The sequence below is a fragment of the Syntrophaceae bacterium genome, from assembly GCA_013177795.1.
GTDB lineage: Bacteria > Desulfobacterota > Syntrophia > Syntrophales > UBA2192 > UBA2192.
Genome location: JABLXY010000004.1, coordinates 1 through 19,156 on the forward strand (window position 1 = coordinate 1; position 19,156 = coordinate 19,156).

19 protein-coding genes and 1 riboswitch are annotated in these 19,156 nt (G+C 64.5%); of the genes, 6 read left to right on the top strand and 13 right to left on the bottom strand.

The genetic code is table 11. The features are described from left to right. Positions 1 to 159: 159 nt before the first annotated feature. From HPY67_14055 to HPY67_14065, 3 genes are all read right to left on the bottom strand, one after another. The gene (locus HPY67_14055; protein ID NPV05844.1) at positions 160 to 807 is read right to left on the bottom strand and encodes an acyl-CoA thioesterase; all 648 of its coding nucleotides are present in this window, start codon (positions 805 to 807) and stop codon (positions 160 to 162) included. Next, positions 716 to 1,354, bottom strand: a complete 639-nt coding sequence (locus HPY67_14060; protein ID NPV05845.1) for a hydrolase — start codon at positions 1,352 to 1,354, stop codon at positions 716 to 718. Before HPY67_14060 ends, HPY67_14055 begins: the two co-directional genes overlap by 92 nt. Before the next feature lie 145 nt (positions 1,355 to 1,499). Continuing rightward, positions 1,500 to 1,763 carry a hypothetical protein gene (locus HPY67_14065; protein NPV05846.1) on the bottom strand — a complete coding sequence of 88 codons (264 nt, stop codon included), beginning with the start codon at positions 1,761 to 1,763 and terminating at the stop codon, positions 1,500 to 1,502. A 168-nt stretch (positions 1,764 to 1,931) separates the two neighbouring features. Here HPY67_14065 and HPY67_14070 point away from each other — a divergent pair, with 168 nt between their 5' ends. Together HPY67_14070 and HPY67_14075 are read left to right on the top strand one after the other, a co-directional pair. After that, positions 1,932 to 4,658, top strand: coding sequence for a UPF0182 family protein (locus tag HPY67_14070; GenBank protein NPV05847.1), 2,727 nt, complete (start codon positions 1,932 to 1,934; stop codon positions 4,656 to 4,658). 5 nt (positions 4,659 to 4,663) lie between these two features. Beyond that, positions 4,664 to 5,521, top strand: a complete 858-nt coding sequence (locus tag HPY67_14075) for a class I SAM-dependent methyltransferase (protein ID NPV05848.1) — start codon at positions 4,664 to 4,666, stop codon at positions 5,519 to 5,521. Between the two features lie 71 nt (positions 5,522 to 5,592). Here the strand turns inward: HPY67_14075 and HPY67_14080 are convergent, their stop codons facing one another. Both HPY67_14080 and HPY67_14085 read right to left on the bottom strand, forming a co-directional pair. Then, entirely contained in the window at positions 5,593 to 6,291 is a 699-nt protein-coding gene (locus HPY67_14080; GenBank protein NPV05849.1) for a hypothetical protein, read from the bottom strand. A gap of 102 nt (positions 6,292 to 6,393) precedes the next feature. After that, a complete protein-coding gene (locus HPY67_14085) occupies positions 6,394 to 7,566 on the bottom strand; it encodes a class I SAM-dependent RNA methyltransferase (GenBank protein NPV05850.1) in 1,173 nt (390 codons plus the stop codon). A gap of 149 nt (positions 7,567 to 7,715) precedes the next feature. Here HPY67_14085 and HPY67_14090 point away from each other — a divergent pair, with 149 nt between their 5' ends. Next, the gene (locus tag HPY67_14090; GenBank protein NPV05851.1) at positions 7,716 to 8,651 is read left to right on the top strand and encodes a 1-acyl-sn-glycerol-3-phosphate acyltransferase; all 936 of its coding nucleotides are present in this window, start codon (positions 7,716 to 7,718) and stop codon (positions 8,649 to 8,651) included. A 12-nt stretch (positions 8,652 to 8,663) separates the two neighbouring features. Here the strand turns inward: HPY67_14090 and thiC are convergent, their stop codons facing one another. The 3 genes from thiC to thiD form a co-directional block, all read right to left on the bottom strand. Continuing rightward, positions 8,664 to 9,965, bottom strand: coding sequence for a phosphomethylpyrimidine synthase ThiC (gene thiC / locus HPY67_14095; protein ID NPV05852.1), 1,302 nt, complete (start codon positions 9,963 to 9,965; stop codon positions 8,664 to 8,666). Between the two features lie 14 nt (positions 9,966 to 9,979). Next, the gene (locus HPY67_14100; protein NPV05853.1) at positions 9,980 to 10,753 is read right to left on the bottom strand and encodes a thiazole biosynthesis protein; all 774 of its coding nucleotides are present in this window, start codon (positions 10,751 to 10,753) and stop codon (positions 9,980 to 9,982) included. Between the two features lie 155 nt (positions 10,754 to 10,908). Further along, complete coding sequence (gene thiD, locus HPY67_14105) at positions 10,909 to 12,264, bottom strand: bifunctional hydroxymethylpyrimidine kinase/phosphomethylpyrimidine kinase (GenBank protein NPV05854.1); 1,356 nt, start codon at positions 12,262 to 12,264, stop codon at positions 10,909 to 10,911. Between the two features lie 54 nt (positions 12,265 to 12,318). Further along, a riboswitch (TPP riboswitch) is annotated at positions 12,319 to 12,409 on the bottom strand. 207 nt (positions 12,410 to 12,616) lie between these two features. On the opposite strand from thiD, the gene HPY67_14110 reads away from it, so the two are divergent. Beyond that, positions 12,617 to 13,759 carry an MFS transporter gene (locus HPY67_14110; GenBank protein NPV05855.1) on the top strand — a complete coding sequence of 381 codons (1,143 nt, stop codon included), beginning with the start codon at positions 12,617 to 12,619 and terminating at the stop codon, positions 13,757 to 13,759. Between the two features lie 108 nt (positions 13,760 to 13,867). Further along, positions 13,868 to 14,770 carry an MBL fold metallo-hydrolase gene (locus tag HPY67_14115; GenBank protein NPV05856.1) on the top strand — a complete coding sequence of 301 codons (903 nt, stop codon included), beginning with the start codon at positions 13,868 to 13,870 and terminating at the stop codon, positions 14,768 to 14,770. Between the two features lie 87 nt (positions 14,771 to 14,857). Here the strand turns inward: HPY67_14115 and HPY67_14120 are convergent, their stop codons facing one another. From HPY67_14120 to HPY67_14140, 5 genes are all read right to left on the bottom strand, one after another. Then, positions 14,858 to 15,622 (bottom strand): TatD family hydrolase, encoded by a 765-nt coding sequence (locus tag HPY67_14120; GenBank protein ID NPV05857.1) that lies wholly within the window; start codon positions 15,620 to 15,622, stop codon positions 14,858 to 14,860. An 11-nt stretch (positions 15,623 to 15,633) separates the two neighbouring features. Then, positions 15,634 to 15,822 carry a hypothetical protein gene (locus HPY67_14125; protein ID NPV05858.1) on the bottom strand — a complete coding sequence of 63 codons (189 nt, stop codon included), beginning with the start codon at positions 15,820 to 15,822 and terminating at the stop codon, positions 15,634 to 15,636. Between the two features lie 69 nt (positions 15,823 to 15,891). Beyond that, the gene (locus tag HPY67_14130) at positions 15,892 to 16,725 is read right to left on the bottom strand and encodes an ABC transporter permease (protein NPV05859.1); all 834 of its coding nucleotides are present in this window, start codon (positions 16,723 to 16,725) and stop codon (positions 15,892 to 15,894) included. 36 nt (positions 16,726 to 16,761) lie between these two features. Then, the gene (locus HPY67_14135) at positions 16,762 to 17,736 is read right to left on the bottom strand and encodes an ABC transporter permease (protein ID NPV05860.1); all 975 of its coding nucleotides are present in this window, start codon (positions 17,734 to 17,736) and stop codon (positions 16,762 to 16,764) included. A 1-nt stretch (position 17,737) separates the two neighbouring features. Further along, positions 17,738 to 18,583: a sugar phosphate isomerase/epimerase gene (locus HPY67_14140; GenBank protein NPV05861.1), complete on the bottom strand. Its 846-nt coding sequence runs from the start codon at positions 18,581 to 18,583 to the stop codon at positions 17,738 to 17,740. Between the two features lie 216 nt (positions 18,584 to 18,799). Here HPY67_14140 and rsfS point away from each other — a divergent pair, with 216 nt between their 5' ends. Beyond that, a complete protein-coding gene (rsfS, locus tag HPY67_14145) occupies positions 18,800 to 19,156 on the top strand; it encodes a ribosome silencing factor (protein NPV05862.1) in 357 nt (118 codons plus the stop codon).

Genomic DNA, 19,156 nt, shown 5'->3' on the forward strand with positions numbered 1-19,156 from the left:
AAGGGCCCTGAACCATCAAAACCTGCCCGACAGACCGTGCGCGGATAGACGTTACGGATATTTTGTTGTCAAAGAACGGGTAAACAACTCGTCCCTCGTCCCTTCTTGACTGTTGCGACACAGCCTCCCGGCGGAGAGGGGGTTCATCAGGAAGAATGATCAATCACAGTTCTCGGCGCTGAGCTGGCAGGCCTTCTCCTTCGTCTTCTCCCGCAGCCGCGCCTCCCGTCGCGCCTGTGCCTCGCGGTTGCGGCGCTCCTCTTCCGGTGTCTCGAGGATGAGGGGCGGTATGGCCGTGGGCCTGCCCTGCTCGTCGAGGGCCACGAAAGTCATGTAGGCCGAGACGGTGTGGCGGACCTTGCCGGTGAGCAGATTCTCCGACTCGACGCGGACGCCGACCTCCATGGAGCTCCTTCCCGTGAAGTTGAGGCTCGCCCTCAGGGTGACGAGGTCGCCGATGAAGACGGGGTTGTGGAAATCGAGGCGGTCGATGGACGCCGTCACGCAGTTGGCCCGCGCGTGCTTCACGGCGGCCGCACCCGCCGCCGTGTCGATGAGCTTCATGATCACCCCGCCGTGGACGTTCCCGGCGGGGTTGGCGTCCTGCGGATTCATGACCTGCGCCAGCACGACGCAGCTTTCCCGGACGGTTTTCCCTTTCACGGCTCTTTCTCTCCTTGGATGCTGTCTGCCGGGGCGACGCTCCGTGCCTGTCTCAAAGCATGGAGCGGCCGCCTGCGTAGCGCCTGCTGTAGTAGCTGCTGTCGAGCGAGTCGATGCCGATCCTCTTGCCCCGGCCGGGCGCATGGATGAAACGCCCGCCGCCGATGTAGACCCCCACGTGGGAGACCCTGCCCGTGTTGTTCGTGCTGAAAAAGACCAGGTCGCCCCTCTCGAGCTTGCTCCTGCCGACGGGGGTTCCCATGACGGACTGGTCGCGCGACGAGTGGGGCAGCATCAGGCCGTTGTACTGGTAGACGGCCATGGTGAAGCCGCTGCAGTCGAACCCCTCGTCCGCCGAGTCGCCGCCCCACAGGTAGGGAACGCCGATGAAGCTGCGTGCCGTCCGCACGATCTCGTCGCGGACATACCCCTCGCCCTTTTCTTCCCGGAGGGCGATGGCGTACTCGCGGGGGTTGACGACCCAGAACTCCTCGATGATGCCCTTGTCCGCAAGGCGCCGGGCACGCTCCGTTGCCGCCTCGGCCGTCCTGAAGTTGCCGAAGCGCACCTTGTAGAGCCCCGTCCGGTAGACGAAGTAATAGGCAGAGAGGCCCTCGCGGTTGAGCCGGACCGTGAGACGTGCCGCATTTTCGGCCTTCGAGAACGCCCCTGCCTGGATGGTGAAGCCCATCTTGGCCGGCAAGGGCCCCTTGCCGGCGGGACGGACCGGCTCGGGCGGAGCCTCACGCCTCGCGCAGCCGCCGAGAATCAGGAGGACCAGCAGGGCGAGGAGCGCGGGTTTTCGGTTCAACGGTACCCCCCGTTTCCCGGAGCTCTCATTTCAGCTTTGCGATGATGAACGGCCAGTGAAGCTCGCAGGGCACGCCCATCCGCAGCCACGCGCTGCGTTCGTCCATCACCTTGTTCATCAGTTCCCGGATGGTGGCCGTTTTTCCCTCGCCCGCCTGGACCTCGAGGGAAACGCTGAGCACCTCGATGACGGCCGGCGCCTCCATGCCCACCTCTTCCCTGTAGAAGTGCCGGGCGTCTTCCTCCGTGTCCGCCGCGACGATGTGGTCGCCGATCCTGTATGCTTCCATGGCGCGCCCCCTTCTGTCGGCACTCCAGCCCTTCATTTTGCATCATTATACACGTCTCGTCAAGGCCCGGGCGGGGCACGCGCCTTGACAGCCTCTTGGCGATCCCCTATAGTGCGCAGCAGCCGGTCGAGCGGCCGGCACGCCGTCACGAAAAGGGGGGCGGACAGCATGGTCGACATCCGCAGCATCCGGCCACCGGCAAAACTGCCGCGGGGCCTCATCGCGGCCCTCGCGCTGGGGGGGCTGCTCATCGCCTTCTGGCGGCTGGCCGGCATGATCACGGACTGGTTCTGGTACCAGGAAGTCGGCTACGAGAGCGTCTTCACGGTCAGCCTCGCGGCTCAGCTCAAGGCGGCCGCCCTGTTCGGCATCCCCTATTTCCTGTTCTTCTTTCTGAACCTCACCCTGGCCAACCGCCTGGCGCCGAAGTTCCATCCCGTCGAGGACGGCGACACGATCGACGTGACGCCCGACAGGAAGCCCCTCCAGCTCCTGATCCTGGTGGTCTCTCTCTTCCTCAGCCTGTTTGCCGCGCTGGCCGGGGCGGGCCAGTGGGAGAACCTGATGCTGTTTCTCAACGGCACCCCCTTCGGGGTGGACGACCCCCTCTTCGGGAAGGACATCGGGTTCTACGTCTTCCAGCTCCCGCTTCTCAACCACGTCTTCGGGTGGTTCGTGAGCCTGAACTTCTTCACCCTCGCCGCGACGGCCGTCGTCTACGTCATCCGGAGAGCCGTGTTCATCCGGCCCCCGCATGTCTTCAGCCTCGCCCCCGTGGCAAAGCGGCATCTGCTGATCCTGGCGTCCCTCTTTTTCTTCTGGGGCGTCTTCGGGTCGTGGCTTTCCCTCAACGAGATCCTCTTCACCAAGCGCGGCGTCGTTTTCGGGCCCGGCTACACCGACGTGACGACCCAGCTCTGGGTGATCCGGGCGATCATGGTCCTCATGGGGGTCTGCGGTGCGGCCATCGTCGCCTACGCCTTCGTCGGCCGGCCGCTTCTGCCGATCGCGGCCCTCGGCGTTCTCGCGGCCTTCTTCGTCCTCGGCCGCGGGGTCTACCCGGCAGTCGTGCAGAAGTTCCAGGTCGTCCCCAACGAGATCGTCCGGGAGCGCCCCTACATCGAGTGGAACATCAAGTACACGCGCCTCGCCTACCAGCTCGACAACATCGAGGAGCGCGACTTCCCCGCCGAGGAGAACCTGACCCGCGAGGACCTGCGCCGCAACGACCTGACGATCAAGAACATCCGCCTCTGGAACGACGCCCCGCTGCTGCAGACCTACGGCCAGCTGCAGGAGATCCGGACCTACTACAAGTTCCTCGATGTGGACAACGACCGCTACATGGTCAACGGCGAGTACCGGCAGGTGATGATCTCCCCGCGGGAGCTTCACTACCCGTCCCTGCCCTCGAAGACCTGGATCAACGAGAGGCTGACCTACACCCACGGCTACGGCGTCGTCGTGGGCCCCGTGAACCGGGTGACGCCCGAGGGCCTGCCCGAGTTCTTCATCAAGGACATCCCGCCCGTGGCCACGACGAATCTCAAGGTGACCCGGCCCGAGATCTACTACGGCGAGACGTCCAATGACTACGTTTTCGTGAGGACCAAGGCGCCCGAGTTCGACTACCCCGTGGGGGACAGGAACGTCTATTCCCGTTACGAGGGGACGGGCGGGGTGCCCCTGTCCTTCTTCCGCAAGCTGCTCTTCGCCGCCCGGTTCGGGTCCGTCACGATCCTCCTGGCCAACGAGATCACCGACGAGAGCCGCGTCATGTTCTACCGGACGGCGCGGGAGCGCGTCGCCAAGATCGCGCCCTTCGCCCGGCTCGAGGCCGACCCGTACCTCGTGATCACGCCCGAGGGGCGCCTCGTGTGGTTCGTCGACGGCTACACCACGACGGACCGGTTCCCCTACTCGGAGCCCATGCGGAACGTGGGCAACTACGTCCGCAACTCCATCAAGGCGCTCGTCGACGCCTACGACGGCACGGTCCAGGTCTACGTGAGCGAGCCCGCCGACCCCATCATCCAGACCTACGCGAAGATCTTCCCGGGGGTCTTCAAGCCCCTGGCCGAGATGCCCGAGCCCCTGCAGAAGCACATCCGCTACCCCGGCGGCATGCTGGGCATCCAGGCCCACATGTACAGGGCCTACCACATGCAGGACCCCCAGGTCTTCTACAACAAGGAGGACCTCTGGGCGATCCCGGGCAGGCCCGGCCGCAGCGGCGAGCAGGAAATGGACCCCTACTACACGATCATGAAGCTGCCCGGCGAGAAGAGGGAGGAGTTCATCATGCTCGTCCCCTTCACGCCGAGCCGCAAGGACAACATGGCCGCCTGGATGGCCGTGCGCTGCGACATGCCGAACTACGGCAAGCTGATCGCCTACCAGTTCCCGAAGCAGCGGCTCGTCTACGGCCCCAGGCAGATCGACGCCCGCATCGACCAGGACGCGGAGATCTCCAAGCAGCTCTCGCTCTGGAACCAGCGGGGGTCCCAGGCCATCCGGGGGAGCCTGCTGGCGATCCCCATCGAAAAGTCGATCCTCTACGTGCAGCCCCTCTACCTCTCGGCCGAGAAGGGGCAGCTGCCCGAGCTCAAGCGCGTCATCGTGGCCTTCGGCAACGCGATCGCCATGGAGGAGACGCTGGAGCAGTCGCTGCAGCGCATCTTCGGCGGCGAGCTGATCCGTGACAGGGGCGCAAGGCCAGCAGGGGCGGCCGCGGCCCCCGCCGCCCGGGAGAAGGGGGACAGGGAGCTCGCCCTCGAGGCCCTGCAGCACTACCGCAGGGCCCAGGAGTACCTGAAGCAGGGCAACTGGGCCGCCTACGGCGAGGAGCTGCGGAAGATGGATGAAGCCCTGCGCTCCGTGGAGCGGAGAAAGTAGCCCGCATGGCCGAAACGCCGCAGAAGCTGCCCCCCGGTTTTCCGTCGGAAAGAGACTATCGGGCCGTCCTCGGCTCTGCCGAGTTCAAAGACTTGGATGCGTTCTCGGACCGCTTCCTGTCCACCAACGGGCGGATACTGGGCAGGCACGGGAGACGGTGGGGAAGAGACCCTCTCCATCAGTGGAGCCGGCAGTGGGAATACCCGTTCGTGTCCGGCCGCCTCGACGCCGCCATCGGGAGAGACGCTGACGCAATCGTTCTGGACGCGGGGTCGGGGGTGACGTTTTTCCCCTACTATCTCTGCGAGCGGAACGCATCGCTGAAGATCCACTGCTGTGACAGCGACGCGGCGCTGCGGGGTGTCTTCGAAAAAATCCGCAGCCCCGCCGCCGGAAGGGTGGAGTTCTTTCAGGCCGACATCCGCAGCATCCCCAGCGAAGACTCGCACTACGACGCCGTCTACTGCGTGTCGGTCCTGGAACACACGGAAGGCTTCGAAGGCATCGTCGGGGAGTTTCACCGCGTCATCAAGCCCGGCGGGAAACTCCTTGTCACCTTCGACGTTTCGCTGGACGGCACACGCGATATCAGCCCCGCCCGGGCAACAAGGCTGATCGAGGCTCTGATGGGCAAATTCCATAGCGGCGAGGCGATCGATAGCAACCTCGCCTCCCGGCTGACTGCGCCGGGGATCTTCACCACGGCGAGCGCGGCGCAGATGAATGGCAGGCTGCTGCCCTGGAGGTTCCCCTCCATTCTTTACCGGCTGCAGTCCCTCTTGTCTGGTAAAGGGCTCGTCTCCTGGCCCCCATTGCTGACCGTTTGCTGCCTGGACCTGACAAAGCCCTTGACGCAAGAATAGGCGCGGCCCGAAGGCAGCGCCTTTTCGTTTCCACACAGGAGCCCGCACCCCAACCCGCCGGGACCCGCTTTCTAATCGTCCTTGCCCTTCCCTTGGCCCTTGCCGTTGCCTTTGCCCCGGTGCTTGTCATCCTTGTCGTGTTTGTCCTTCTTGTCCCACTTGTCGTCCCTGTCCTTCCCCTTGCCCCTGTCGTCGCCGTGATGCTTTTTCCCCTTTTCCTTGTAGTAGTGGTCGTTGATGACGACGAAGCGCTCACCCCTGCCCCGCCGGTCCATGACCACCTCGGCGGCCACGCCGTGATACTCGGAGATGAAGCGCAGGTTCACGAGGTTGACCACGTCGGCGTCCGCAAGCTTGACCTTCCTGTAGTCCTTGCCGTGTTTCTTGTAGTGGCCGTAGGCCTTCCCGTAGGGAGGCCCCACGCGCTTGACGGGAACGTAGAAGATCTCGGGGGTCAACCCGTAGTGGAAGGTGATGTCGAGCCAGCTCATCCGCTGGCGGAGCCGGAGGTCGATGATGACCTGCGGATCCACGTGGGCCCGCGATGCCAGGAAGAAGACGACGGGGATTTCCTCGTCGGGAATGCGGTATTGCTGCTTCACGTACACGACCCGGGACTCCGGGACGCGGTAATAGTCGCCGATGGCGAGGTAGAAGCTCCGCAGCTCGCCGTTGGATATGGATATTCCCGTGCTCACGCTCTGGGCGGAAACGCCTGCCGCAGAAACCAGGAGCGCCATGGCTGCAAACAAAACGATGATCTTTTTCATCACTGCCTCCTCAGAATCCTGACCTGTTGCCTGAAAAAACGCCTGGAAGCCGCATCCGTTGACCCCTTCTCTAAATAGCGTGCAATTTCCGCTCCAGGCACATCAGTCTCCGGTTGCGCCCTTGCGGCTTCCGCGGTAGAGCTCGTACTCGAGAAGGCGGCACTCGATGGGCCCGTTGTAGAAGGGAATTCTGCGCCTCGTGCGCAGGCCGACCTGCTTGGCCAGGTCGAGGTTGCCCGTGAAGATGTAGCCCCTGTAGCCCATGCACCGATTCTTGAAAAAGTTCCCGATCTCGGAATAGATTTCGCCCAATTTCGCGGCATCACCCATCCGTTCGCCGTACTCGGGGTTCAGGACCACGATCCCATCCCCTTCGGGCACAGGGGTTTCGCGGAAATCGCAGGCCGAGAACTCGATGAGGTGATCCACCCCAGCCGTCCGGGCGTTCTGTCTTGCCGCCTCGACGGCCCCGGGCCGGATGTCGGTGGCGACGATGCGCCCGGCGAGCTTTCGGCGGGCGGCTTTCTTGAGGGCGTCCCGTTCCCTCTCGAACGCCGTGCGGTCGAACCCCAGGATGTGCATGAACCCGAAGTTTTGCCGAAGAATCCCTGGCGCCCTGCCCAGGCCGGCGAGCGCCCCCTCGATGGCCAGGGTGCCGCTGCCGCACATGGGGTTGACCAGGTGCGTCGTGCCGTCCCAGCCGGTTGCGAGGATGACGGCGGCCGCCAGGGTCTCCTGCATCGGGGCCTCGAGGGGGATCTTCCGGTAGCCCCGCCTGGAGAGGGGTTCCCCCGAGGTGTCGAGCCAGACCTCGCAGCGCCCGTCCTCCCAGTGCAGGTGGACGACGGCCCCGTGGCGCCCCGGGCCCGAGTCCGGGCGCCGGCCCATACGGTCGCGGATGCGGTCCACGATGGCGTCCTTCGTCTTCACGTTGGCAAAGCGGGTGTCATTGATGGCATCGGTCTTGACGCTCGATGTGACCGATAGGTACCCGTCGGCGGCGAGGATCGCCTCCCAGGGAAGCTTCACGAGACGGCGGTACAGATCCTGGGCCTGCCCGGCGGCAAATGCATCGAGAAGATACAGGATGCGCTGCGCTGTGCGCAGGGAGAGATTGAGCCGAACGGTGTCCCCCAGGGTGCCCTCCGTCTCGACGGCCGTCTCGAGCACCGCGAGGGCAGGCATGTGCAGCGACTGGATCTCCCCCGCGAGGATTCCGGGGGTCCCGCGCGCGCAGGTGACGAGAATTCTTCTTTTTTCCTTCCAGAGGGTCATTCGGCGCCTTCCGTGCGGAAGCTGGGCGGAGTAAACCACAGCCCGGCCGGGATGTAAAGGGCAGGCGACGGCGGGAGGCAGAAAAGCCTTGCGGATAAACGCCCTTATGGTAAGAAAACGCCGAAGGCGATTGCGGCGGGGACGCATCCATGATCGACGAGAAATATTTGGACAACATCCGCCTGTCATCGACGCCCGTCGGGCAGAAAATCATCGGCACTCTCGTCCTGGTGCCCAACTATCATCTCTTCCAGCACGTGGATATCCGGATCGAGAACGTCGAGAGGATCCCCCGGGACGAAACGGTCATCTTCGCCATGAACCACACGGACCGGTACAACTACTGGCCCTTCCAGTACAAGCTGTGGCGTCTCGGCTACCGCTTCACGACGGTCTGGGCCAAGGGGAAATACTACCGCAACAAGGCGGTCGGCAAGATGCTGGACGTCAGCAACGTCATCCCTGTGCCCTCCATGGGGTACCTGGTGGAGGAATTCTACAGGCAGCGCTTCAGCCGCAGGATCGGGAAGGACGAGTACCGGGTCATCAAGGATTGGATCGACGGGAAGATCGACGAGGCCTCCGCCCGGGTAAAGCTGACGGCCGAGACGGCAACCCACTTCACGAGGGGCTTCATCGATCACCTCAAGGGCTACCACCAGCAGCTGATGGAGAAGGTGGCCGAGCTCAGCACAAAAGCCGTGATGGAATGGAACCTGAACCTGATCATCTTCCCCGAGGGGACCCGTTCGCTGCGGCTGGGCACCGGCAGGACCGGGCTTGCGCAGATCGCCCTGTACTCGGGGAAGAAGATCGTACCCGTGGGCTGCAACAACTCCGACCGGATCTACACGGGCTCTGCGCCCTTCGCGAGGTCCGGCACCGTCACCTACCGGATCGGGGAGCCGCTGTCCGTCGACGGCAGGCTGAGGGAATTCCGCATCACGGAGCCCTTCAAGCTCTTCTCCCGCGAGAGCCAGCAGAAGTTCAAGGTTCAGTTCGAGGGGGTGACCAAGATTGTCATGGACAGCATCAACGAGCTGCTCGACGAGAGGCACCGGCGGCTTGCATCCGACCCTTCTTGACCGGCCTTCCGGTCAGCCCGTCTTCGCTTTTTTCTGACGCCCCATTTTCACGGCACAGAGATCCCCGCACATCGTGCAGCCTTCCTCGCCGGCGCTGGCGCTCTTCTCGAGCCACGCGCGGGAGCGGACGGGGTCGAGGGAGGCCGCGATCTGGCCTTCCCAGTCGAGTTCCTTGCGCGCCCGGGCCATGCGGTGATCCCGCTCGATCGCCCCGGGGACGCCCTTGGCGATGTCGGCGATGTGGGCGGCGATCTTCGAGGCGATCACCCCTTCCCGGACATCGTCGAGGGTGGGCAGCCGCAGGTGCTCCGAGGGGGTTACGTAGCAGAGGTAATCCGCCCCGGCCCAGCCCGCGATGGCCCCGCCGATGGCGGCCGTGATGTGGTCGTACCCGGGGGCGATGTCCGTGGGCAGCGGCCCCAGGACGTAGAAGGGCGCCCCGCCGCAGAGGCTCTTCTCCAGCTGGATGTTGGCCTGGATGTCCCGGATCGGGACATGCCCCGGGCCTTCGATCATCACCTGGACGCCGCGTTCCCTCGCCCTGCGGGTGAGCTCGCCCAGCAGGATGAGCTCCTGCACCTGCCCGCGGTCCGTGGCGTCGGCCAGGCAGCCGGGCCTGAGGCCGTCGCCGAGGCTCAGGACCATGTCGTACTCCCTCGCGATCTCGAGAAGCCGGTCGTATTGCTCGTAGAGGGGGTTCTCCTGCCCGTTGTAGTCCATCCAGTGCGCGAGGATCGATCCCCCGCGGCTCACGATGCCCAGCAGCCGTCCCTGTTTCTCGATGCACTCCACGCTTCGGCGCGTCACGCCGCAGTGGACGGTGATGAAGTCGACGCCGTCCTCGCCGTTCTCCTCGATGGCCCGGAAGAGGTCGTCCGCGGTCATCTCCACGATGGCCTTGCCGGCTTTCACGGCCCCCACGGCGGCCTGGTAGATGGGCACGGTCCCCACGGCGACCGTCGATGCGCCGATGACGGCGCGCCGGATCGCCCCGAGGTCGCCGCCCGTGGAGAGATCCATGATCGTGTCCGTCCCCGCGGCAATCGAGACGCGGACCTTCTCCATCTCCAGGGCCAGATCAGCACGGTCCCTCGAGGTCCCGATGTTCGTGTTGATCTTCGTCCGGAGCCCCTTGCCGATGGCCAGGGGCGCGATCGCCGTGTGCCGGTTATTGCGGACGACGACGATCGTCCCTTCCTCGACCCCTTTTCGGATGGTTTCGGGATCGACATTCTCCTGCTTCGCGCAGGCGGTCATCTCCTCGGAGACGATCCCCTTGCGTGCCGCCTCCAGTTGTGTGAGCCTGCCCTTCATGATCGCTCTCCGTTTCAGCCCGCGGCCAGGATCTGCTCGGCCACCTTTCGGCCGGACAGCAGCATCCCGCCGAAGATAGGCCCCATGCGCGGGCCGCCGAAGGCCGCGTTGGCCGACATGCCGGCCACCCAGACGCCGGGGCAGATCTCCCGCGTGTTGTCGATCGTCAGCCGTTCGGCCTTTTCGGACCACATGGAGCGCTCTCCCATGAGCTTGCCCGTCGGGGTGTTGAGCGTCACGTCGGCCTTTCGCTCGATGACGCGCAGCACCTCCGTGTCGTGCCCCGTGGCATCGATGACGGCCTTCGCATGGATCGTCAGCGGGTCGACGTGGAGCCCTGTCATCTCCACGGGCGACCAGGTGATGACGAGCCCCATGACGCGGTTGTCTCGGATCACCACGTCCTCCACGGTGATGCAGTTGAAGACCTTCGCGCCGGCCTGCAGGGCCCGGGAGCAGATTGTCGTCACCGCCTCGATGGCATCGGCGGTGTAGTAGCCGGGCTCGTACTCCTCCGTCCGGACCCCGAAGTGATCGAGGATCCCCTTGGCCTCGGCCTGGACGACGATCTCGTTGAACATCATCCCGCCGCCCCACATGCCGCCGCCGATGCTGAGCTTGCGCTCGTAGAGGGCGACCCTCTTCCCCGCCTTCGCCAGGTAGTAGGACGCGACGAGGCCCGCGGGCCCGCCGCCCACGACGGCCACGTCGACGTCGAGGTGCGCCAGCAGCTTCTTCGTGTACGTCTCGACAATGGCCCGGGTGATGGTGACTTCGTTTAGCGCCATAATTCCGTTCTCCTCATGTGCGCGCACTCCCGAAAGGGTGCGCATGGTTTAGACTGTGACACTCGGATATAAGTCAAGAAGTGATGAAGTGCAGAAGCTCGAATGGGACCTTGCATTTTACCTGTCGTCTCCGCTCTTCTTGACATCTGCACTTCCTAACTTCTTGATTTACGCAGGGCCTTCGACACCCTGAGCACCTTGTCGGCCACCTCGGCCGGGTTGCGCCCGAGGATGCGGACGATGGGCTCCTTGCCCTCGCCGCCCCGGTCGAAGACGGCGTCGGGGATGCCCCCGTGCCGCGACAGGGCGTCCGTCGTCCCCCACTCGAGGGAGGAACCCTCGCGCAGCTTCACCTCCCGAGGCTCGTGGGCCCGGTCGAAGCTCGCCACGTCGAACCCGAGGGCCTTCAGGATGTCGACGATCTCCTCGGAGAAGCGGATGTTCATGGCCGACCGGTAGCGGCCGTCGAAGCGCATGACCGCGAGGATCACCTTGGCGACGTGGCTCGAGGCCCCAAAGGCCGGGTCATGAAGGGTCTCCACGTTCTCCCCCACGCGGATGATTCGGCCCGGGACGGCGGCCACCTCCGCCGCCGACGTCGCCCCGGAGAGTGCGTAGCCGAAGTTGGACTGGATCTCGGGGACGATGTTGCCCGTGTGCATGCCCTTGAGCCTCCCGATTGCCGTCTTCAGCTCCTCGATGCAGCGCCAGCGCTCGCCTTCGCGGAAGACCGGGGCGAAATGATTCGTCGGTCCCTGGCCCCTGCCGATCGCAAGGCCGAAGCGGATGGCCTCGGTGACGTAGTCCTTCGCCCGCTGCACGGCCTCGTGAACGCCGGCGCCCTGGGCAAGCCCCGTGGCGATGGCCGAGGCGAAGGTGCAGCCCGTGCCGTGCGTGTGCTTCGTGTCGATGCGCTTTACGGCGAATTCGTGGAAGCCCTTTCCGTCGAAGAGCAGGTCCGCGGCATCGCCCTCGAGATGCCCGCCCTTGACGACGACGTTCTTCGCCCCGAGCCCGTGGATCCGGACGGCGGCTTTCCGCATGTCGCTCTTTCTGGAGATCCGCATCCCCGTGAGGGCCTCCGCCTCGGGGATGTTCGGCGTGACGACCGCGGCCAGCGGGATCAGTTCCCTGATGAGGGTCTCCCGGGCCTCTTCGCGCAGCAGGCGGCTGCCGCCCTTGGCCGCCATGACGGGGTCGACGACGAGCTTCCGGATCCTGTACTGCCGGATCTTCTTCGCCACACAGCGGATGATCTCCGACGAGGAGAGCATGCCCGTCTTGGCCGCATCGACGCCGATGTCGCCCGCCACGGAGTCGAACTGCGCCTCGATGAACTCGACGGGAATCTCGTGCACCGCCTGCACGCCGAGGGTGTTCTGGGCCGTCAGCGCCGTCACGACGCTCATGCCGAAGCCGCCCAGGGCCGTGATCGTCTTGAGGTCCGCCTGGATCCCGGCGCCCCCGCCGGAATCGGACCCCGCAACGGTCAGGACTCGCTTCACATCCATGAGGTCCTCCTCGAAAACAAAAAGCACACCCTGGTGGATGTGCCTTGAACCTTCATCGCTGCTTCCGCCACTCCCTACGCTGGCATTACCCAGGTCAGGTTCGAAGGGTATACTCTCAGCCTGTACGGCACCCCCAGGATCGGCTATTCAATTGTAGAAATAACTTACCCCAGCCGGGGGGGGGAATCAAGGAAATAATCGGGGTTGCACGCCGGCCGGCCGTCGTCGAATTGAGCTTGAAACAGGAATCATTCGGGGGTAAGGATTTTCACTCAATCCGAACCGGAGACGAGAGCCCTCGATGACACAGGGACGTCTTGTATTCCTGATCTGTTTCGCCGAAATTCTGTCCATGACGGGAACCATGTATTTCCCGGCCCTGCTGCCTTCCTTCCAAGCCGAGTGGGGGCTGACCAATACGGAGGCAGGCTGGGTCAACGGCGTCTTCTTCGCGGGCTATGCAATGGCATCGCCCGTGCTCGTGAGCTTCACGGACCGCGTCACGGCCCACCGGGTCTACCTGCCGTCTGCGCTTCTTGCCGCCCTTTCCATATTCCTCTTCGGCTGGCTTGCCGAAGGCACCTGGACGGCGTCGGCGCTGCGGCTGCTTGCGGGAATCGGTCTCGCAGGAACCTACATGCCCGGCCTCAAGGCCCTGAGCGACAATCTCTCCGGACCGGACCAGAGCCGTCACATCGTGTTCTACACGGCATCCTACGGCGTGGGGACGGCGCTTTCCGTCTATCTCGCCGGGCTCCTGGAGCCGGTCACGGGCTGGCGCCTGGGGGCGGAGCTTCTCGCGCTCGGGCCGCTGGGTGCGTTCCTGATCTTTGCCGCCGTCGTGCCGCCGGGCAAACCCGCGGTGTCCGGGGCGGGCCTGCGTTTCTCGCGAAACGACCTGAAGGTCGTCCTGGGCAACCGGCCCGTCGTGGGCTACATCCTGGGCTACGGGTCTCACAGTTGGGAGCTCTTCGGTTTCCGGTCCTGGCTCGTGGCCTTCCTCGCGTACAGCCTGAGTCTCCATCCCGGGTTCACCCCTTCGATGAGTCCCCAGAACGTCGCCATGCTCATCCTGCTTGCGGGAGTGCCCGCCAGCATCCTCGGAAACGAGGGGGCCATGGCCTGGGGGCGCCGCAGGGCCCTTTCCGTTTACATGATCGGGTCGGGCCTGCTCGGATGTGTCGTCGGGTTCACCGCGGGGCTCCACTTCTACCTCGTCACTGCCGTTTGCCTGGTGTACGGCATGGCGAATCTCTTCGACAGCGGGGCCCTCACGGCCGGGCTCATTGCCGAATCGCCTCAGAGGCAGCGGGGATTGACGCTGGCCATTTACTCGTTCTCGGGCTTCGGAATGGCCTTCCTGGCGCCGCTGGCATTCGGGGCCATCCTCGACGCCGCCGGCAGGGAAACCCTGGCGTGGGGCCTTGCCTTTGCGGCGCTGGGGCTCGTCTGCATGTCCGGCGCCCTTTGGCTGAGGATTTTCCGGGCACGGTAGTCCCGCACCGTCGGGAGCCTGCGGCTTCCCCGCGTTGACAGCGGCCCCGGGGCCGCCTATACTCGGACAGGACAACTGACAGGAAGGATACTCTTGGCCGTCCAGCAGATTCGAGACAACCTCTGCCTGATCGACATCGACCAGGCCCTGGAGGGGTTCCGGAAGTTCATCAGCGCATGGCTCTACCGTGTCAACGGCACGACGATCCTCGTCGATCCGGGACCGGCTTCCACCATCCCCTGCCTGGTCGAGCGCCTGAGGGGGGCCGGGATCGACCGGATCGATCACATCCTGCTCACCCACATCCACCTCGATCACGCAGGGGGCACGGGCCATCTGATGCAGCACTTCCCCGACGCAAGGGTCAACTGCCACCCCAAGGGGATCCCCCACATGACCGCCCCGCAGAAACTCTGGGAGGAATCGAAAAAGGTCCTCGGGAGGGTGGCCGAGGCTTACGGCGAGATGGCCCCCGTTCCGGAGGCAAGCATTTCCTGGAGGGAGGGCATCCCGATCGGCACCTCCGTGGTCGAGGCCATCGAGACGCCGGGCCACGCGGCGCATCACGTCTCGTACCGCGTCGGAGACCTTCTGTTTGCCGGGGAGGTGGGCGGCGTCTACGTTCCCCTCGACAACGGGCTCTACTGCCGGCCGGCAACCCCCCCGCCCTTTCAGCAGGGGACGTTCAGGGATTCCATCGCCAGGCTGGCCGCCCTTGACGTGTCCCTTGTCTGCCTCGGGCACTACGGCTGCCGGAACGATGCCGAGGCCCTGTTCGACCGGGCCCGGCGCCAGCTCGATGCCTGGGTGGAGACGGTGAAACGACACCTTGCGGCCGGCAGCGAACCCTTCGAGGAACGGGTCCTGGCCGACCTCATTGCAACCGACCCGGGTATGGCCGGCTGGTCCGAGCTGCCCAAGGACATCCAGGCCCGCGAGCGCAACTTCTGCGTCAACAGCATCCGGGGGATCCGGATGTACCTGGAAAAGACTGAAGGTAAGAAGCTATGAAGCTGAGAAGTTTGGAGAAACCCACGACCGGTGATCGCGCCGGCGCCGTCCGAACTTCACAACTTCCCAACTTCTCAACTTCCGCGTTCAGGGGATCCTGAACAGGGCCTTCGCGTTGGCCGTGGTCACGGCCGCCACGTCTTCGAAACTCTTCCCCTTGATCTCGGCCACCTTCTTCGCCGTGTGGACCACGTAGGCCGGTTCGTTGCGCCTGCCGCGGAAGGGGTGGGGGGTGAGGTAGGGGCAGTCTGTCTCCACGAGCAGCGAATCCAGGGGCAGATCGCGGACGATGGAGCGCAGCGTTTCGTTTTTCTCGAAGGTCACCGTCCCCGGAATGGAGATGTAGAAACCCATGCCGATGCACTGTTTCGCCATGGCGTAGTCGCCGGAGAAGCAGTGGATGATGCCCCGCCGGGCGCCTTTCCAGCTCTTGAGCTGATCCAGCGTCTCCCGGTGCGCCTCGCGGTCGTGGATCACGACGGGGAGGTTGAGCTCCGAGGCCAGCTCCAGCTGCTCTCCGAAGCGACGGATCTGGGTTTCCCGGGGCGAGAGGTTGCGGAAGAAATCGAGCCCGATCTCGCCGTAGGCGACAACTTTCTCCTGGCTCGCCATCCTCTTGAGCAAGTCGTAGGTCTCTGCATCGATGTCCTTCACCTCGTGCGGGTGAATCCCGATGACGGCGTATACGCCGGGGTGGCGGCGGGTGATCTCGAGGGCCTTGCGGCAGTCCTCCACGGTGGTCCCCACCGTGACGATGATCTCCACGCCGGCCTCCCTTGCCCTGCGGATGACCTGGTCGCGGTCCCGGTCGAAGGGGGACATCTCCAGGTGGGCATGCGAATCGATGACCATCGACAGGCCCCTTACCCTTTCGAGGGCTTCTTCCGGTCCATCTCCACGGGGACTTCCTCGGCAAGGGCCGACACGTCGGGGAGCGTGGAGAGGTACTTTGCGAGAAACGCGTCGGTCAGCTCGCCTTTCTTGAGTTTGAGCTCGATGATTCTCTTGTCTGCACTGCCCATGTTGAATGCCTCCGATCCTTCTTTCTTCATTCCGATCCTCCTCGTGAGTTCTCTGTGAACCCGCCGGTCTGACGGGAATGATCCTGCGGCTCAGCCGCCTCAGCTCCGGAGCCGGGGATCCAGCGAGTCCCGGATCCCTTCGCCGAGCATGTTGTAACCGAGAACGGTCACCAGGATGGCAAGCCCCGGATACAGGGATAGCCACCAGGCGATGTCGATGTTGTCCTTTCCTGCCGTGAGGATGTTGCCCCAGCTCGGCGTCGGCGGCTGCACGCCGATGCCGAGAAAGCTCAGGGCCGACTCCGTGAGAATCGCCCCGGCCACCCCGAGGGTCGCCGCCACGAGAACCGAGGCCATGCAGTTGGGAAGGATGTGGATGAAGATGATCCGCAAGTCGCTCGCCCCGATCACGCGGGCGGCCTGCACGAAATCACGCTCCTTGAGCGAGATGAAATCGGCCCGCACCAGGCGCGTGATCCCCATCCAGCCCGTGGCGCCGATGATGACCATGATGTTCCAGATCGAGGGCTCCAGGAAGGCGATCACCGCCAGGATGAGGAAGAACGTGGGGAAGCACAGCATGATGTCCACAAAGCGCATGATGACGGCATCGACCCACCGGCCGTAGTAGCCGGCCACGGCGCCCAGGATCGTCCCGATGAAAATCGCGATGCCCGTGGAGACGAAGCCCACCTTGAGCGAGATCTGCGCCCCCCAGATCATCCGCGAGAGCACGTCGCGCCCGAGCTGGTCCGTGCCGAACCAGTGCTTCGCCGAGGGGGGCTGCAGGATGTTCTTCAGATCGATCGCCGCGGGGTCGTAGGGGGCGATCCACGGCGCGAGGATCGACAGGACGAACAGCAGCACGACCACGACGCTTCCCGCCACGGCGAGGCGGTTTTTCGAGAACCGGTACCAGAAATCCGTTTTCATCGTGCGACCCGTCGGCCGTCCCATGCGCACCGCCCCTCAGGAGATCCGGATTCTCGGGTCCGCCAGCGCGTAGGACACGTCGGCCAGCAGGTTCCCGACGAGCGTCAGCACGGCACCGATCACGAGAATCCCCATCACGACCGGGTAGTCCCGGGCCATGACGGCCATGTAGAACAGCTGCCCCATCCCGGGGATGCTGAAGATGGTCTCGAAGATGACGCTCCCCCCGATGAGCCCCGGGACCGAGAGGCCCAGCAGCGTGATCACGGGGAGCAGGGCGTTGCGCAGGGCGTGCTTGTAGATGACCGTCCGCTCGGGCAGCCCCTTGGCCCGGGCGGTGGTGATGTAGTCCTGGCGGATCACCTCCAGCATGTTCGAGCGCATGTAGCGCGAAAGGCCCGCGAGCCCGCCGAAGGCCGCGATCGACACGGGCAGGATCAGGTGCTTGATGAAATCCCAGAAGGCCTCGGCGGGGGGGAGATACTCGTAGTTCAGGGACCGGATGCCCGAGATGGGCAGCCAGTCGAGGTGCAGGCCGAAGAGGATCATGAGCAGCAGCGCGAGCCAGAAGGTCGGGATGGCGAACCCCACGAAGACGACGACGCTCATCACCCGGTCGAACATGGAGCCCTGCCGCACCGCCGAGAGCACCCCGATGGGGATGGCGATGAGGAAGATGAGGGCCATCGAGAGCACGTTGAGGAACACCGTGATGGGGAGCCGCTCGAGGATCTTGGCCGACACGGGCCTGCCGTCCGGCGAGAAGGACACTCCGAGATCGAGCACGAGAAGCCTGCCGAGCCACTTGCCGTACTGGACGTGCAGCGGCTTGTCGAGGTCGTACATGGCCCGCAGGCGCTCCTTCATCTCGGCCGTCACCCGCGGGTTCATCTCCGTCTGGAGGTCCGTCGGGGAGCCCGGGGCCAGGTGCATGACGGAAAAGCAGATGACGGTGATCCCGAAGAACAGGGGGATCATGAACAGAATCCGTCTTGCGAGGTAACGCAGCACGTCAGGACCTCCCGGGAACGGCTTGGACCGGCGCATGGCCGCTCTGTCCCCCGAGAAACGCCTCGAGGAGACCCCGTCTTGCGATATTCTCCAGTGTTTTCGAAAGGTTCTGCTCCGTGTGGGCCTCGACGGTCAGAACAGGCCGCAGCCCCCTCAAGCGAACGACCTCGAAGAGCCGCTCGAAGGGAAACGTCCCCTCGCCCACGGGCAGGTGCTCGTCCAGGGCGCCCCGGTTGTCGTGGAGGTGGATCTCGACCAGCCGGTGCCCCAGCCTCTCCATCCAGGCCTCGACAGGCGCCCTGGAAAAGGCATTGAAATGGCCCGTGTCGAAGCAGAAACCCACCCGCTCGGGCGGAAGCGCATCGAGCAGGCTCCCGATCCAGCCGGGGTCCGGCTCGTAGACGTTCTCGAGGGCGATCCGGGTGTCGATCCGTTCTGCGAGGGGCAGGAGCCTCGACCAGGTCTCGATGCTGTTCTCGAGCCACTGGCGCCCCGAGGACACGTAGTACCGCTCGTCGTAGGAGGGGTGAAAGACGATGGTGCGGGGCCTGAAATGGACGGCGATCTCGAAGATACGGAGAAAGCGCCCGAGGCTCACCCGCCGGATTTCCGGGTCGATGGCCCCCGGACGCAGGTCCATGAAGGGCCCGTGGAAGGTGATCGTGCGGCCGGGCCCGCAGAGCTGCCGCGCCAGTCCGGCGTATTCGCCGTCGGTAAAGCGTTCGAGGATGGCGCAGTTGAAGGCGATCTCCGGGTTGATCCGATCCCGGAGGACCTTTTCGAGGTGTTTCTGGATAAGCTGATCGAAGGGGATATGGACCTGAAGATGATTCAGGACGTGCTGCATTGTGATCATCCGGAAAACAAACAATGTTGAGTATTTACCATATCGACCCCGTCGAGGCAACGGGCAATTTGAAATTGACAGCAGGGCCGCATCCTGTTACAGGATAGGCATCTGGAGGAGAACAGGCCGCCCCGGCCGGCGGCGCGCACCCGACACCCTTTGCAGAAAGGAGGATTATTGGCTAAAAAGGACTTGACCACAAGGCAGAAGATTCTCCTGGCCGTCAACGCGGCCCTGGAGAAGAAGGCGAAAAACATCGTCATCCTCAACATCAAGAACGTCACTTCCTTTGCCGATTACACGGTCATCTGCAGCGGCACCTCGGACCGGCAGGTCCAGAGCATCGCGTCATCCATCGAGGAGAGCATGAAGAAGTCGGGAACCCTGCCTCTCGGCATCGAGGGCGAGAAGGGCGGCCGATGGGTCCTCATGGACTACGCGGACATCGTCGTGCACGTCTTTTACGAACCGGTGCGCGAGTTCTACGACATCGAGCGGCTCTGGTCCGACGCCCCGAAGATGGAAGTGGCCGAGGACGCCGGGGAGGTCAAATCGCTCCCGAGGGGGATGTGA

Coding starts and splice junctions, on each gene's coding strand:
- HPY67_14055 (NPV05844.1), bottom strand. CDS start 807: ATGCGCCCGGCCGGGGCAAGAGGATCGGCATCGACTCGCTCGACAGCA.
- HPY67_14060 (NPV05845.1), bottom strand. CDS start 1,354: ATGGGCTTCACCATCCAGGCAGGGGCGTTCTCGAAGGCCGAAAATGCG.
- HPY67_14065 (NPV05846.1), bottom strand. CDS start 1,763: ATGGAAGCATACAGGATCGGCGACCACATCGTCGCGGCGGACACGGAG.
- HPY67_14070 (NPV05847.1), top strand. CDS start 1,932: ATGGTCGACATCCGCAGCATCCGGCCACCGGCAAAACTGCCGCGGGGC.
- HPY67_14075 (NPV05848.1), top strand. CDS start 4,664: ATGGCCGAAACGCCGCAGAAGCTGCCCCCCGGTTTTCCGTCGGAAAGA.
- HPY67_14080 (NPV05849.1), bottom strand. CDS start 6,291: ATGAAAAAGATCATCGTTTTGTTTGCAGCCATGGCGCTCCTGGTTTCT.
- HPY67_14085 (NPV05850.1), bottom strand. CDS start 7,566: ATGACCCTCTGGAAGGAAAAAAGAAGAATTCTCGTCACCTGCGCGCGC.
- HPY67_14090 (NPV05851.1), top strand. CDS start 7,716: ATGATCGACGAGAAATATTTGGACAACATCCGCCTGTCATCGACGCCC.
- thiC (NPV05852.1), bottom strand. CDS start 9,965: ATGAAGGGCAGGCTCACACAACTGGAGGCGGCACGCAAGGGGATCGTC.
- HPY67_14100 (NPV05853.1), bottom strand. CDS start 10,753: ATGGCGCTAAACGAAGTCACCATCACCCGGGCCATTGTCGAGACGTAC.
- thiD (NPV05854.1), bottom strand. CDS start 12,264: ATGGATGTGAAGCGAGTCCTGACCGTTGCGGGGTCCGATTCCGGCGGG.
- HPY67_14110 (NPV05855.1), top strand. CDS start 12,617: ATGACGGGAACCATGTATTTCCCGGCCCTGCTGCCTTCCTTCCAAGCC.
- HPY67_14120 (NPV05857.1), bottom strand. CDS start 15,622: ATGGTCATCGATTCGCATGCCCACCTGGAGATGTCCCCCTTCGACCGG.
- HPY67_14125 (NPV05858.1), bottom strand. CDS start 15,822: ATGAAGAAAGAAGGATCGGAGGCATTCAACATGGGCAGTGCAGACAAG.
- HPY67_14130 (NPV05859.1), bottom strand. CDS start 16,725: ATGAAAACGGATTTCTGGTACCGGTTCTCGAAAAACCGCCTCGCCGTG.
- HPY67_14140 (NPV05861.1), bottom strand. CDS start 18,583: ATGCAGCACGTCCTGAATCATCTTCAGGTCCATATCCCCTTCGATCAG.